Annotated in this window: 15 protein-coding genes; 9 read left to right on the forward strand and 6 right to left on the reverse strand. The window is 32.7% G+C overall.

The features are described 5' to 3' along the window. From BUE95_RS07275 to argH, 4 genes are read left to right on the forward strand one after another with little or no spacing between them, the layout of a single operon-like run. The gene (locus BUE95_RS07275) at positions 1–960 is read left to right on the forward strand and encodes an N-acetylornithine carbamoyltransferase (protein WP_073583517.1); all 960 of its coding nucleotides are present in this window, start codon (positions 1–3) and stop codon (positions 958–960) included. Then, on the forward strand, positions 947–1,747 hold the full coding sequence (argB, locus tag BUE95_RS07280; protein ID WP_073582962.1) for an acetylglutamate kinase: 801 nt from the start codon (positions 947–949) through the stop codon (positions 1,745–1,747). The genes BUE95_RS07275 and argB overlap by 14 nt, the downstream gene beginning before the upstream one ends. Continuing rightward, positions 1,716–2,786, forward strand: a complete 1,071-nt coding sequence (locus BUE95_RS07285) for a M20 family metallo-hydrolase (RefSeq protein ID WP_073582964.1) — start codon at positions 1,716–1,718, stop codon at positions 2,784–2,786. The genes argB and BUE95_RS07285 overlap by 32 nt, the downstream gene beginning before the upstream one ends. Before the next feature lie 2 nt (positions 2,787–2,788). After that, entirely contained in the window at positions 2,789–4,099 is a 1,311-nt protein-coding gene (gene argH / locus BUE95_RS07290) for an argininosuccinate lyase (protein WP_073582966.1), read from the forward strand. Here argH and BUE95_RS07295 read toward each other — a convergent pair. From BUE95_RS07295 to BUE95_RS07305, 3 genes are read right to left on the reverse strand one after another with little or no spacing between them, the layout of a single operon-like run. Next, complete coding sequence (locus BUE95_RS07295; RefSeq protein WP_073582968.1) at positions 4,096–4,572, reverse strand: Lrp/AsnC family transcriptional regulator; 477 nt, start codon at positions 4,570–4,572, stop codon at positions 4,096–4,098. The genes argH and BUE95_RS07295 overlap by 4 nt on opposite strands. A gap of 31 nt (positions 4,573–4,603) precedes the next feature. Continuing rightward, on the reverse strand, positions 4,604–5,014 hold the full coding sequence (ruvX, locus tag BUE95_RS07300; protein ID WP_073582970.1) for a Holliday junction resolvase RuvX: 411 nt from the start codon (positions 5,012–5,014) through the stop codon (positions 4,604–4,606). A gap of 31 nt (positions 5,015–5,045) precedes the next feature. Continuing rightward, positions 5,046–5,897: an META domain-containing protein gene (locus BUE95_RS07305; protein WP_084530243.1), complete on the reverse strand. Its 852-nt coding sequence runs from the start codon at positions 5,895–5,897 to the stop codon at positions 5,046–5,048. A gap of 106 nt (positions 5,898–6,003) precedes the next feature. Between BUE95_RS07305 and BUE95_RS07310 the strand changes: the two genes are divergently transcribed. Beyond that, positions 6,004–6,819 carry a 2,3,4,5-tetrahydropyridine-2,6-dicarboxylate N-succinyltransferase gene (locus BUE95_RS07310; RefSeq protein ID WP_073582972.1) on the forward strand — a complete coding sequence of 272 codons (816 nt, stop codon included), beginning with the start codon at positions 6,004–6,006 and terminating at the stop codon, positions 6,817–6,819. A 20-nt stretch (positions 6,820–6,839) separates the two neighbouring features. Next, on the forward strand, positions 6,840–7,898 hold the full coding sequence (locus BUE95_RS07315) for a glycosyltransferase family 9 protein (RefSeq protein WP_073582974.1): 1,059 nt from the start codon (positions 6,840–6,842) through the stop codon (positions 7,896–7,898). Here the strand turns inward: BUE95_RS07315 and BUE95_RS07320 are convergent. The 3 genes from BUE95_RS07320 to BUE95_RS07330 all read right to left on the reverse strand — a co-directional run bounded on the left by BUE95_RS07320 (position 7,882) and on the right by BUE95_RS07330 (position 10,226). Further along, positions 7,882–8,706: a glycosyltransferase family 2 protein gene (locus tag BUE95_RS07320; protein ID WP_073582976.1), complete on the reverse strand. Its 825-nt coding sequence runs from the start codon at positions 8,704–8,706 to the stop codon at positions 7,882–7,884. The two genes, BUE95_RS07315 and BUE95_RS07320, sit on opposite strands and share 17 nt — an antisense overlap. Before the next feature lie 99 nt (positions 8,707–8,805). Then, positions 8,806–9,573 (reverse strand): lipopolysaccharide kinase InaA family protein, encoded by a 768-nt coding sequence (locus tag BUE95_RS07325; protein ID WP_073582978.1) that lies wholly within the window; start codon positions 9,571–9,573, stop codon positions 8,806–8,808. 2 nt (positions 9,574–9,575) lie between these two features. After that, positions 9,576–10,226 carry a class I SAM-dependent methyltransferase gene (locus tag BUE95_RS07330; RefSeq protein ID WP_073582980.1) on the reverse strand — a complete coding sequence of 217 codons (651 nt, stop codon included), beginning with the start codon at positions 10,224–10,226 and terminating at the stop codon, positions 9,576–9,578. 96 nt (positions 10,227–10,322) lie between these two features. Between BUE95_RS07330 and BUE95_RS07335 the strand changes: the two genes are divergently transcribed. Genes BUE95_RS07335 through BUE95_RS07345 form a run of 3 tightly spaced genes read left to right on the forward strand, consistent with a single transcriptional unit; the run spans position 10,323 to position 12,608 of the window. Further along, complete coding sequence (locus tag BUE95_RS07335; RefSeq protein ID WP_073582982.1) at positions 10,323–11,111, forward strand: glycosyltransferase family 2 protein; 789 nt, start codon at positions 10,323–10,325, stop codon at positions 11,109–11,111. Next, positions 11,111–12,025, forward strand: coding sequence for a glycosyltransferase family 2 protein (locus BUE95_RS07340; protein ID WP_073582984.1), 915 nt, complete (start codon positions 11,111–11,113; stop codon positions 12,023–12,025). The genes BUE95_RS07335 and BUE95_RS07340 overlap by 1 nt, the downstream gene beginning before the upstream one ends. 16 nt (positions 12,026–12,041) lie before the next feature. Next, positions 12,042–12,608, forward strand: coding sequence for an L-threonylcarbamoyladenylate synthase (locus BUE95_RS07345; protein ID WP_073582986.1), 567 nt, complete (start codon positions 12,042–12,044; stop codon positions 12,606–12,608). Positions 12,609–12,670 lie beyond the last annotated feature (62 nt).

Consider the following 12,670-nt stretch of genomic DNA (forward strand, 5'->3'; position numbering starts at 1 on the left):
ATGAAACGATTTTTCTCTATAGATGATATAGCTAATCTTGATGCATTTATTCAAGAAGCAATCCAAATAAAAAAAACACCCTTACAAAAAAGCGAATTAGGTAAAGGAAAGACACTGGGCTTGGTTTTTCTAAATTCAAGTTTAAGAACAAGATTAAGCACACAAAAAGCAGCTCAAAATTTGGGTTTAAATACCATTGTTTTAAATGCCAATCAAGAAGCTTGGACATGGGAATTTGAAGATGGTGCTATTATGAATGGCGGAACAGTCGAACACATCAAAGATGCGGCTCAGGTTTTGAGCCAGTATTGCGATATTATTGGTATTCGTTGTTTTGCAGGTTTGGCAAATAAAGAAGAAGATACTTCCGAAAAGGTATTTTCGTTGTTTGAAAAATATGCAACTGTACCTCTCATTTCTTTAGAATCAGCGACCTTACATCCGTTACAAAGTTTAGCTGATTGTATAACTATAGAAGAACAGAAACCCATGAACAAGAAACCAAAAGTGGTTTTGACGTGGGCACCTCATATCAAATCGATTCCGCATGCCGTTGGAAATTCGTTTGCCCAATGGATGAACAAAACCGATTGCGAATTTGTAATTACGCATCCAAAAGGATATGAATTGGACCCAAAATTCACGCAACATGCAACCATTGAATACAATCAAGAAGTAGCGCTACAAGATGCTGATTTTGTATATATCAAAAACTGGTCGTCATTTGAAGAATATGGAAAAATTCTAGAGACAACTAACGATTGGATGTTAACCAATGAAAAATTAAAAGTTACGAATAATGCTAAAATTATGCATTGTTTGCCCGTTCGTAGAAATGTAGAAGTAAGTGATGAAGTTTTGGATAGCGAAAACGCTTTAATTTATCAGCAAGCCAATAATAGAACGTATGCCGCACAAATTGTGCTTCAGAAAATACTAGAATCAAATGAAAACGCTTAACGTAATCAAAATTGGTGGTAATGTTATAGATGATGAGTCGCAATTAAATGATTTCATCAAATCACTAGCGGTTTTAAACGAACCGTTTATTCTCGTACATGGCGGAGGAAAATTAGCAACGGATTTAGCTACAAGACTCAACATACCGCAACAATTGATAGAAGGAAGAAGAGTTACAGATGCAGAGACTTTAAAAATTGCCACAATGGTTTATGCAGGTTACATCAACAAAAATATTGTTGCAAAACTTCAAAAGCATACCCTTAATAGTATTGGATTATCAGGGGCGGATGGAAATTTAATTACGGCAACAAAAAGAATTGATGAGAAAATCGATTACGGATTTGTAGGTGATCTTTCAATTGAAAATGTGAATTCTAATTTCCTAAAGTTATTACTTGAAAATGGATTAACACCCGTAATTTGTGCTATTACTCACGACAATCAAGGGCAATTACTTAATACAAATGCCGATACCATTGCAAGTGTTTTGGGTTCGGCTTTAGCGACGACATTTCAAGTAAAATTAACTTATTGCTTTGAGAAAAAAGGGGTATTATTTAATCCTGAAGATAATAATTCGGTTATTAAAAACTTGAATTTAGAAACCTTTCAAAAATTAAAAGAAGAAGGCATCATCAACAAAGGAATGGTACCAAAAATTAAAAATGCGTTTGATGCTTTGGCAAATGGTGTTGAAGATGTGGGAATAACATCAGCCGAAAACTTCACAAATTTCATAAAAAATAAGACCTATGAAGGAACAAGAATTACATCATCTTTTTGAATCCGCTTACGAATTATTGAAGACATTAATTTCAATTCCTTCTTTCAGTAAAAGTGAAGACAAAACAGCGGATTGCATTGAAAAATTCTTTGCAACAAATAACATCCCAACGAATCGTGAAATGAATAATATTTGGGCATTCAATCAATTTTATGATGCCTCAAAACCGACAATTCTGTTAAATTCACATCACGATACAGTAAAACCTAATGCTAGTTACACCTTAAATCCATTTGAAGCTATTGAAAAAGACGGCAAATTGTATGGCTTGGGAAGTAACGATGCCGGTGGTTGTTTGGTGAGTTTAATCGCAACATTCCTTTATTTTTATAACCAAGAAAATCTAAAATACAATTTCGTTTTAGCAGCCACGGCTGAAGAAGAAATTTCTGGTGTTAATGGAATAGAATCGATATTCAAGAAATTAGGCCCAATCGATTTTGCTATTGTAGGCGAACCTACAGAAATGAACTTAGCTATTGCCGAAAAAGGATTATTGGTTCTAGATTGTGTCGCAAAAGGAACTTCCTCGCATGCTGCACACCCGAATCATGACAATGCCATTTTGAATGCTCTGGATGATATCCAATGGTTCAACACCTATAAATTCGATAAAGTTTCCGATTTGTTGGGCGAAGTAAAAATGACAGTAACCATCATCAATAGCGGTTCGCAACACAATGTAGTTCCCGATTCGTGCCAGTTTACAGTTGATGTTAGAACTACCGAAATGTATTCCAATACTGAAATCTTCGATATTATACAACAAAATATAAGAAGTAAAGTTACACCACGTTCCCTACGACTGAATTCATCTTCAATTCCATTATCGCATCCTTTTGTTCAAGCGGGTTTGAAAATGGGACGAACCTATTATGGTTCACCAACTTCTTCCGATCAAGCGGTAATTCCTTGTCCCTCTTTAAAAATGGGACCAGGATTGTCAACGCGTTCGCATAGTAGTGATGAATTTATTTATATACAAGAAATTAAAGAAGCAATTCAAATTTACAATTCCGTTTTAACCCAAATCTTATAGTTATGGCAGAAAAAATATGGCAAAAAGCAGCAAGTAACAATACACTTCATACTAAAATAGTAGAAAAATTTACGGTTGGAAATGATGTCCAGTTTGACTATGCGTTAGCAAAACACGATGTTTTGGGTTCATTAGCACATTGCGAAATGTTGTATTCCATCAATTTATTGAAAACTGAGGAATGGCTATTGCTAGAAATCGAACTTCAAAAGATTTTAGGAGAAATCGAGCAAAATCAATTTGAAATCGAACCTGGAATTGAAGATGTACATTCGCAAGTAGAGCATTTGTTAATTCAAAGAATTGGTGCTATTGGAAAAAAAATTCACAGCGGTCGCTCGAGAAATGATCAAGTTTTAACAGATTTAAAATTATACTTAAAAGCAGAAATTTTAGAAATCAAATCACTTACGGAAGTTGTTTTTTCATCCTTAATTCAACTCAGTAACCAGCATAAAGAGGTATTACTTCCGGGTTATACTCATTTGCAAATTGCCATGCCATCTTCGTTTGGATTGTGGTTTGGTGCTTATGCCGAAAGTCTCGTAGATGACCTAGAATTGCTATTGGCAAGTTATAACATTATCAATAAAAACCCATTGGGTTCAGGGGCTGGATATGGAACCTCATTTCCCCTTAATAGAATGTTGACAACTGAATTGTTAAAATTTGAAACATTAAATGTAAATTCGGTTTATGCGCAAATGACCAGAGGAAAATCAGAAAAAGTGATGGCGATGGCGATGGCAGGTTTGGCAGGAACTTTAAGTAAATTGTCCTACGACATGTGTTTGTATCTAAATCAAAATTTTGGATTCATTTCTTTTCCCGATTCGTTAACTACAGGCAGTAGTATCATGCCGCATAAGAAAAATCCAGATGTTTTTGAAATTATGAGAGCACGTTGTAATCGAATTCAAGCTTTACCTAACGAATTGATTTTATTGACCAATAATCTCCCTTCAGGTTATCACAGAGATGTACAACTGACAAAAGAAGCTTTATTTCCAGCAATACAATCATTAAAAGAATGCCTTGAAATGTTGCATTTCATGTTAGAACATATTGAGATTAAAAAAGAGATCGTGAAAGATGTTAAGTACAACTACATGTTTAGTGTAGAAAGTGTGAACCAACAAGTATTAGAGGGAATAGCATTTAGAGATGCTTATAAAAACATTGGATTAGCAATTGAAAACAATACATTTATACCAAATTATGATCTTGACCATACTCATGAAGGTAGTATAGGAAATCTAAGAAATGATTTGATTGAAGATGCATTTAAAAAAGTAATTTCCAAATTTAACTAGTCCCCTTTTGGTAACATATAAGCCGTTTCCTTTTTTGTCTCGTTAAGAACAATACTGCTATGATATTGTCCAATATTTGGAATATTTGAAATTACATTTACCACAAAATCATTGTATGATGTAATGTCCTCTGCAATGATTTTGAGCATGTAATCATAATTCCCAGACAAACTAATAACTTCTTGAACCTGAGGTATGGCTACAATAGTTTGTTCAAAAGCATCAAGGGCTTCTTTTGATTGTTCTTTCAAGGTAACATTACAATAAACAACTATTTGCACCCCAATTTTAAATCGATCAACTAGAGCTACGTACTTTGTAATTACTTGATTTTTTTCTAAATTTTTGATTCTTTCATATGTTGGAGTAAAGGAAAGCCCAACACGTTCGCCAATATCTTTGACCGAAATTCTTGAATCTTGTTGTAAAATTTCTAAAATAGCTTGATCTTTTGCGTCTAATTGATGTTTCATTCAGTAGTAAAATTGAAATATAAAAATACTATTATTTTTTATAATGTAAATAGTCCTGGAGCATAATTGTTGCGGCAATTTCGTCTACTAGTGCCTTGTTTTGACGTTGTTTCTTTTTTAACCCGCTATCTATCATCGTTTGAAATGCCATTTTAGAAGTAAAACGTTCGTCTACCCTATCCACGGGCATCTCTGGAAAAGCGGCATGAAATTTAGCTACAAAAGCATTGATGATTTCAGCACTTTGCGAAGGTGTTCCATCCATTTGCTTAGGTTCGCCTACAATTACTCTTTCTACTTTTTCTTTCGAAAAATAGTCTTTTAAAAAAGTAATCGCTGTATCGGATGGAATTGTGGTTAGCCCAAAAGCTATCATCTGCATTTCATCGGTAACGGCAATTCCAGTTCGTTTGATTCCGTAATCTATGGCTAAAATTCGCATTGTTTGTTATTTTCAACAAATATACGCTCATTTATTTGATAATTTCAAACTCGGCTAAAGGTACCATTCTAGCTTTATTTAGTTTTAGCGTTTTACCATCGAAATTGTAATTATCGACAATTTCTAAAACTTTAGCGAATTCTTGTTCCGTTACCATATCTTCACAAGCCATCATAGTTGAAGCTACTTTTGAAAATTTAATACGGCTAACATCTTCCTGCAATTCATAACTTCCCGCCATATTATTACAACCTGCAAAAGCTGAAAATCTTCCGTCTGAATAAAATGTAATTCCGTGTTCTTTTTTGGCATCTTTACTTATAGGAACGTCTTTACCATTTAATTTCACCAAACGCCATTTGGAATTTTTCAATTCCACTTTAGCAACTTCTTTAGTTTTTGTTTCTTCTTTTTGAACAGAACCTATTGGTTCTGATATTTCAATTCTCGACAATTGGTATTTTGAAGCCAAATTACCTTTAATACGTTTTCCATCAGCATCCAAATGAAACAAAACATTTTCACCAACAAAATATTGATTTGGTGCAGATGAACTCAAAAGTGTAATGGTAGTTCCAGCTTCATTCCAAGTAAATTTTCCAGTTTCTTTGAACACTTTACTCGATTTTTCTTTGTAAACCGTTTCCTTGATATACGAATCTTGGGTTAATGAAATTTTAGTTTCAATAGATTCGCAATCGGCACAAGGTAGATTTCCTTGATAAATTCCTTGGTAATCTAAACTGCTTTTGGCATTATGTCCCTCAACTTGAACAGCGGTTTTATCTGCTGCTGTTTTTACTTCTGTCTCTTGTCCTGCTTCTTTTTTACAAGAAATAAAACTAAAAGCTATCATAATTAGAAATAGAAAACTTTTTTTCATGTTGTTTGCTTTTTTGTGATTAATGTAAATTTACGTCTTATTTCTTATATCAAAAAGAATTCCAAAATTCATAAAACACTATATTTGCACAACAAAATTTAGCATTATGACCAATTTACAAACAACAATAGAACAAGCATGGGAAAATCGTGCTTTATTACAAGAGGAGACGACACAAAAAGCAATCAGAGAAGTTATTGAATTGTTAGATAGCGGAAAAATTCGTGTGGCCGAACCATTAGCTAATGGTTGGCAAGTGAACGAATGGGTTAAAAAAGCAGTGGTGATGTACTTCCCTATTCAAAAAATGGAAACCTGGGAATCCGGTATTTTTGAATATCACGATAAAATGTTGTTGAAACGCAATTATGCCGAAAAAGGAATTCGTGTAGTTCCAAATGCCGTTGCGAGATATGGCGCTTATATTTCGTCAGGAGTTATTTTAATGCCGAGTTATGTTAATATTGGTGCTTATGTTGATGAAGGGACAATGGTAGACACTTGGGCAACCGTAGGAAGTTGTGCACAGATTGGAAAACATGTTCACTTATCGGGTGGTGTTGGAATTGGTGGAGTTTTAGAACCTTTACAAGCTGCTCCGGTAATTATTGAAGATGGTGCATTCATTGGTTCCAGATGTATCGTAGTTGAAGGTGTTCACGTTGGAAAAGAGGCGGTTTTAGGTGCAAATGTATGTTTAACAGGCTCTACAAAAATCATTGACGTTACAGGTGATGAACCTATTGAATATAAAGGAGTTGTACCAGCGCGTTCAGTAGTAATTCCAGGAAGTTATACGAAAAAATTCCCAGCGGGTGATTATCAAGTGCCTTGTGCTATTATTATTGGACAAAGAAAACCTTCAACTGATTTGAAGACTTCGTTGAATGATGCGTTGAGAGAATATAACGTAGCCGTTTAATCATTATTGATGCCACATTCATGAAGATATTAGTAATACAGCAAAAAATGATTGGAGATGTTCTAGCATCTTCAATCATTTGCAATAATCTAAAAAAAATGTATCCTGATGCTAATGTGGATTATATGGTTTACAAGCACACGATTCCTGTTATCGAAAACAACCCAAACATCAATGAAATCCTGATTTTTGAAGAGAAGTACAGACAAAGTAAATGGGATTTTTTCAAGTTCCTACTTCAAATCAGAAAACGAAAGTATGATATTGTCATTGACGTCTACGGAAAAATAGAAAGTAATCTTATGGTGCTTTTTTCGGGTGCTGATAAGAAAATTGGTTTGTACAAAAAAAGATCTTCATTTTTATTTACCGACACGGTTATTGAAAATTACAGTGCAACATCAGAAGCTGGAGCTGCAATTGACAATCGTTTAAATCTTCTGAGTCCTTTACAGCCAAAAATTGCCTTAGACAATAAACCTAAAATATTTTTAACGGAGAAAGAAATCCAAAATGGAAAAGAGGTTTTACTTCAAAACAATATAGATTTTTCCAAAAAAATATTCATGATTTCCATTGTGGGAAGTGAAGTCAAAAAAACATATCCCAAAGAATACATGGCAAAAGTATTGGATTTCATTGTGGCTAAAACAGATGCAACACTTCTTTTTAACTACATTCCAAAACAATACGATACCGTTAAAGAAATTGTAGCTTTATGTACTCCATCAACTCAAAATAATTCTAAAATTGAGATTGTTCCTGGAAGTATTCGAGATTTTTTATCGATTACATATCATTGTAATGCTTTGATTGGCAACGAAGGTGGTGCTGTGAATATGGCCAAAGCAATTGATATACCTACGTTTACCATTTTCTCTACATGGATCATTAAAGAAGCATGGAATTCTTTTGAAAATAGCGCAACAAATGTTTCAGTTCATTTACAAGATTTCAAACCAGAAATATACAAAGGAAAATATGCTTTTGAATTTAAAAATGAAGCATTGCGTTTTTATCAAGAATTTACGCCTGATTTATTCGAAGACCAACTGCTACAATTTATTCAGAATAACTAACATTTGAGATTCCGTTAGGAGTAAAAGTAACCTTATTTTTTTGGGTATTTTCTCGTATTTCGTTGTTCTTTTTCCAAACTTCTTCAGAAACATAACCACGAGCGTGATCCAAGTGAACACAAATAGCAAAGTAGCGAATTTGTTTGGATTTTAATCCTGAATTAATCAAACGTTCCCCTAGCTCTCTGTCTTCTCCGCCGTATTTCATATCATTATTAAATCCATTTACTTTTACTAAATCCGATTTATAAGCCGAAGCATTATGTCCGTTCCAAGAGGGCGTTGTGGGCGTTACCATATTTAAGATTGAAGTAATCAATTTAGATGATAATAGCTTTATGAATTTCAAATTGAACTTCATATGATTCTTTAACAACCAGGATATCGAAAAACAATCTTGATTTTTAATATTTTCAGGTGTAATAGCTTTTGAAGTTGCCATCGAAAGTTTAAAATAACCTCCAGATAAAAAACAATTCGCTTCTCTATATTTCAAATGAGTGGCTACAAAATCTTTTCTCGGAATACAATCTCCATCCGTAAAAATTAGATAATCTGCAGCTGAAGCTAGAATTGCTTTGTTTAGAATTTTTGTTTTTTGAAAGCCGTCATCTTCTTGCCAAACGTGCTTAATTGGGATATTAATTTGTGTTCGCAAGCTATCAATTTTAGCTTTGGTTTTTTCGTCCGAACCATCATCAGCAATTACGATTTCAAAATCGCGCTCAGTTTGATTATCAAAACCGATAATCACTTTCTCTAACCATTCGACCGCATTATAAGTACTAAATATTACTGAAGCTTTCATTTTATAATTGTTAATTCCCTTTTTTATTTGGATGATTTTATTTTTTTGATTGTAGCAAAAATGACAACCGATAAGTGTTTTGGATAATAAATTATTGGATTACTTTTTCCAGAATTTTAATTTCTTTTTTATATTCTTTTTTCGATGAAAACGAAATTGAAAATCAGAAGTAAATTGCCACATAGCATCAAAAACGACATCCTCTGCTTCACCAGAAAGTTTAGCATATTCGCTAGCCATTATAACAATCATTTCCTTCTGAGGTGTAAGACGCGATAAGTTTTTCATTCGACTTTGAAAATCCATTTTTTCATGAAACTTCATACGATTTAAATCTACAAGATAAAAAGAGTAAGAGCCATCATTATTATTTTTAATAAGTGTATTTCCTGGTGAATGATCTAAAAATTCCACGCCACTTTCATGCATTTTAAATGAGAACTGGATAAATTGTCTAATAATTTCATCTCTATTCGCTATATCTAATCTTTGAACCAAAGCTCTAAATTCAAATACATCTTCAAGATGTTCACATACATAAAAACTATCCCTCAATCCTAAAAAATCAAAATTCTCATAATATGCTATGGGATTAGGAGTTCCAATTCCCAAATTCATTAATTTTGACGCATATTCAAAGGAACGTCTTGCTTTAGATTTTCTAAAATAGCGATAAACGATTTTATTTATAAAATTCGGATTTTTGAAAGATTTTATATTAAGAAGTGTGTTATCAATCTTAAAAAGGCGAATGACATTTCTATTTCCCTCAATAAAAACATCTCCTCTTGTTTTGAAGTTACGAATGTTTTCAAGGATTTCGTTTTTTAGCGATTGAAATTGGGCACTAGTTACAAAATTACTCATTATTAACGCTTTACAGAAACAACAGTAGCATATTGTAAATATCTAATATCCATCTGTGTAAAAAGAACCAAAACATTAAATAAAAGAGGTTTTAAAGATCTTGTTACATTCAATGGCTCATGAAGTTGAATTTTATATCCTAAATCTTCATACATACGTTTTATAGTTTTACTTGTAAAAAATCGTAGATGTGTTTTATCCATAACCCCAAAATCATCATATTTCCAATCTTTACCAAAAACAACCCTTGCAAATGTTTTGTAAAATCGAACATTTGGAATAGAACTTACAATTACACCATCAGGCGATAATTTTTGTTTGATACGTTCTAAAACATTATGAGGGTCTACCAAATGCTCCAGTACATCGTTAAAATAAATAACATCAAAATAATTATCAGGTAAATTATCTATAAAGTTTTCACAAGGACCAATAAAAACCTTATCTAATTTAGGTGTAGCCTCTAATCCTTCACTCTCCATCAACTCAATTCCCCAAACTTCGGCTTTATTTTTATTTTTAATAAGTTCTGCTAAGACACCTCTTCCACATCCAACATCTAATATTCTAGTTGCATTTTCCGGCAAATATTTTAACATTTCCAATCTTGCATTATCATAATATCCTGAGGGCTTATCTTTATAATCTATCATAAATATAAATTTGTTTGTTTAAATAGCTTCCAAATATACTAAAATTTTAGTATTGTTATTTTTTTCATAATTTTACCCAAAACAAATCCAATTCAAATGATTGAATGTTCTCTTGTTACTCCTACCTATAATTGGCCAAATGCGCTTGAACTACTACTTTTGAGTATAAAAAACCAAACTGTATTGCCAAACGAAGTCATTATTGCAGATGATGGTTCTAAACCTGAAACGACAGAATTAATTAAAAAATTTCAACAAAATTTCCCGGTCCCTTTAATTCATATCTGGCATGAAGACAATGGCAACCAAAAACCAAAAATAATGAATAAGGCTATCGCAAAAGCCAAATACGATTATATTATTGAAATTGATGGCGACATCATCATGCACCCTAATTTCGTAGAAGATCATTTAAACTACGCCGAAAAAGGAGTTTATTTGTTTGGCTCAAGAGTGAATATTCAAAAATCCATTTTAGAGACTATTTTTAAGGACAAAAAAACCTCTTTTAACTTCTTTTCAAAAGGAATAAAAAAAAGAGGAAGGACATTACGTATTCCATATTTTATGAATTCTGCAAAACTTCACGATGAGCGCTCATCTAAACTTAGAGGTTGCAATATGTCGTTTTGGAGAGAAGATTTCATAAAAATTAATGGCTTTAATGAAGGTTTAGTCGGCTGGGGCATTGACGATTCTGAAATGATTCAAAGGCTTCATAACATAGGAATTAAAGGCAAAAGATTGAAGAATGTTGGGATCGCCTATCACATTTATCACAAAGAGCAAGATAAAAGTCATATCGAGGTAAACCAAATTATTGAAAGAGAAACAACCGAAAAGAAAATTACTTTTATCGAGAAAGGAATAAATCAATATTTATAATGAATACAATAGCCGTTATTTTAATCAATTACAATTCTGCAAAATATACAATAGATTGCATCAAAAGTATTTGGGATAAAACCGCAAAAGATCTTGATTACGAAATTATTGTAGTTGATAATAATTCGGAGATTGATGATTTAAATTTAGTTGAAACATTTGTAAACCAACAAAATAAAGATTCTTTAAAATTAGTAAAAAGTAAAATTAACACTGGTTTTGGAGGTGGAAATATGATTGGAGCTCAAGTAGCAAACTCAAAATATTTAGCATTTGTCAATAACGACTCCATTTTCATGAACGATTGTTTATCGCTTTTATTTAAAGCGATGGAATCAAATGAAAATTATGGTATTTGTGGACCAAAAGCCTACAAAGAAGACGGTTCTATTTTACCAACACTGGATCACTTTACATCGCTTTCAAAAGAATTTTTAGGCAGATCCATGTTAGAAAAAATAAATCCAAACAAGTATCCCAATCGTAAAAAAAACTACACTACACATCAGAAAGGACAATTTGTTTCTGGAAGTTTTATGATGGTGAGAACAAACGATTTTTGGAAAGCAGGGGGGTTTGATACTACTATTTTTCTCTATCACGAAGAAACTGATTTGTGTAAAAGAATTAACAAACTGAACAAACACGCTTATTTAATTCCTGAGGCCGAATTTATTCATTATCATGGAGCAAGCACACCAAAATCAATAGCGATAAAAACAGAGCTTAAACTTTCACAATTATATGTTATTAGAAAGCATGACGGTTATTTAAAGTTCAAAGTATTATTAACATTTTTTCAAATTAAATACCTATTTTCTTCTTTAGTGAAACCTAAATACTGGAAATTATTCAAAATTTTATTAAAAGGAGCTCATGTATCGGACTCCTTAAAACAAAAACAGTTTTCATAATTTAAATTAGATTATTTTGGACATCAATACTGAAATACACAACGCATTCGAAGTTATTAAAAGCGGAGGCATTATCTTGTATCCAACCGATACCGTTTGGGGAATTGGCTGCGATGCTACAAACGAAGAAGCGGTAAAAAAAATCTACGCTTTAAAACAACGTGAAGAAACCAAAAGCATGATTGTTTTACTAAATGGCGAGCGCATGATGTACAATGTTTTTAAAGAAATTCCTGAGGTAGCTTGGCAAATTTTAGATTTATCAGAGAAACCAACGACTTTAATCTTAGACAATCCTAGAAATGTTGCGAAAAACATAGTAGCTGAAGACAACACGTTAGGCGTTCGAATAGTTACAGAACCTTTCTGTTTCAAACTAATGGAACGCATGAAAAAACCATTAGTTTCTACCTCAGCCAATATATCAGGCGAACCTACGCCAAAAACTTTCAAAGAAATTAGTCCCGAAATTATAAAAGGTGTTGACTATGTAGTAAATTTGCACCACGATAAAGTTTGCAAAAATCCTTCTACAATAATCAAATTAGGTTTAGATAGCCAAGTAAAAGTGATTCGCAAATAAAATGTGCCAATATTTCGATTTGTCAATCAGCCAAAGATGTTGTTTGCTAAATTATTGGCACA

This window comes from Flavobacterium cucumis (assembly GCF_900148835.1).
Classification (GTDB): Bacteria; Bacteroidota; Bacteroidia; order Flavobacteriales; family Flavobacteriaceae; genus Flavobacterium; species Flavobacterium cucumis.

What these genes read in the sequence shown, in the direction of transcription:
- BUE95_RS07320 (WP_073582976.1), bottom strand. Translation starts at nt 8,706, where the DNA reads ATGAAAGCTTCAGTAATATTTAGTACTTATAATGCGGTCGAATGGTTA.
- argB (WP_073582962.1), top strand. Translation starts at nt 947, where the DNA reads ATGAAAACGCTTAACGTAATCAAAATTGGTGGTAATGTTATAGATGAT.
- BUE95_RS07340 (WP_073582984.1), top strand. Translation starts at nt 11,111, where the DNA reads ATGAATACAATAGCCGTTATTTTAATCAATTACAATTCTGCAAAATAT.
- BUE95_RS07325 (WP_073582978.1), bottom strand. Translation starts at nt 9,573, where the DNA reads ATGAGTAATTTTGTAACTAGTGCCCAATTTCAATCGCTAAAAAACGAA.
- BUE95_RS07275 (WP_073583517.1), top strand. Translation starts at nt 1, where the DNA reads ATGAAACGATTTTTCTCTATAGATGATATAGCTAATCTTGATGCATTT.
- BUE95_RS07285 (WP_073582964.1), top strand. Translation starts at nt 1,716, where the DNA reads ATGAAGGAACAAGAATTACATCATCTTTTTGAATCCGCTTACGAATTA.
- BUE95_RS07295 (WP_073582968.1), bottom strand. Translation starts at nt 4,572, where the DNA reads ATGAAACATCAATTAGACGCAAAAGATCAAGCTATTTTAGAAATTTTA.
- BUE95_RS07315 (WP_073582974.1), top strand. Translation starts at nt 6,840, where the DNA reads ATGAAGATATTAGTAATACAGCAAAAAATGATTGGAGATGTTCTAGCA.
- BUE95_RS07305 (WP_084530243.1), bottom strand. Translation starts at nt 5,897, where the DNA reads ATGAAAAAAAGTTTTCTATTTCTAATTATGATAGCTTTTAGTTTTATT.
- BUE95_RS07310 (WP_073582972.1), top strand. Translation starts at nt 6,004, where the DNA reads ATGACCAATTTACAAACAACAATAGAACAAGCATGGGAAAATCGTGCT.
- BUE95_RS07330 (WP_073582980.1), bottom strand. Translation starts at nt 10,226, where the DNA reads ATGATAGATTATAAAGATAAGCCCTCAGGATATTATGATAATGCAAGA.
- BUE95_RS07335 (WP_073582982.1), top strand. Translation starts at nt 10,323, where the DNA reads ATGATTGAATGTTCTCTTGTTACTCCTACCTATAATTGGCCAAATGCG.
- argH (WP_073582966.1), top strand. Translation starts at nt 2,789, where the DNA reads ATGGCAGAAAAAATATGGCAAAAAGCAGCAAGTAACAATACACTTCAT.
- ruvX (WP_073582970.1), bottom strand. Translation starts at nt 5,014, where the DNA reads ATGCGAATTTTAGCCATAGATTACGGAATCAAACGAACTGGAATTGCC.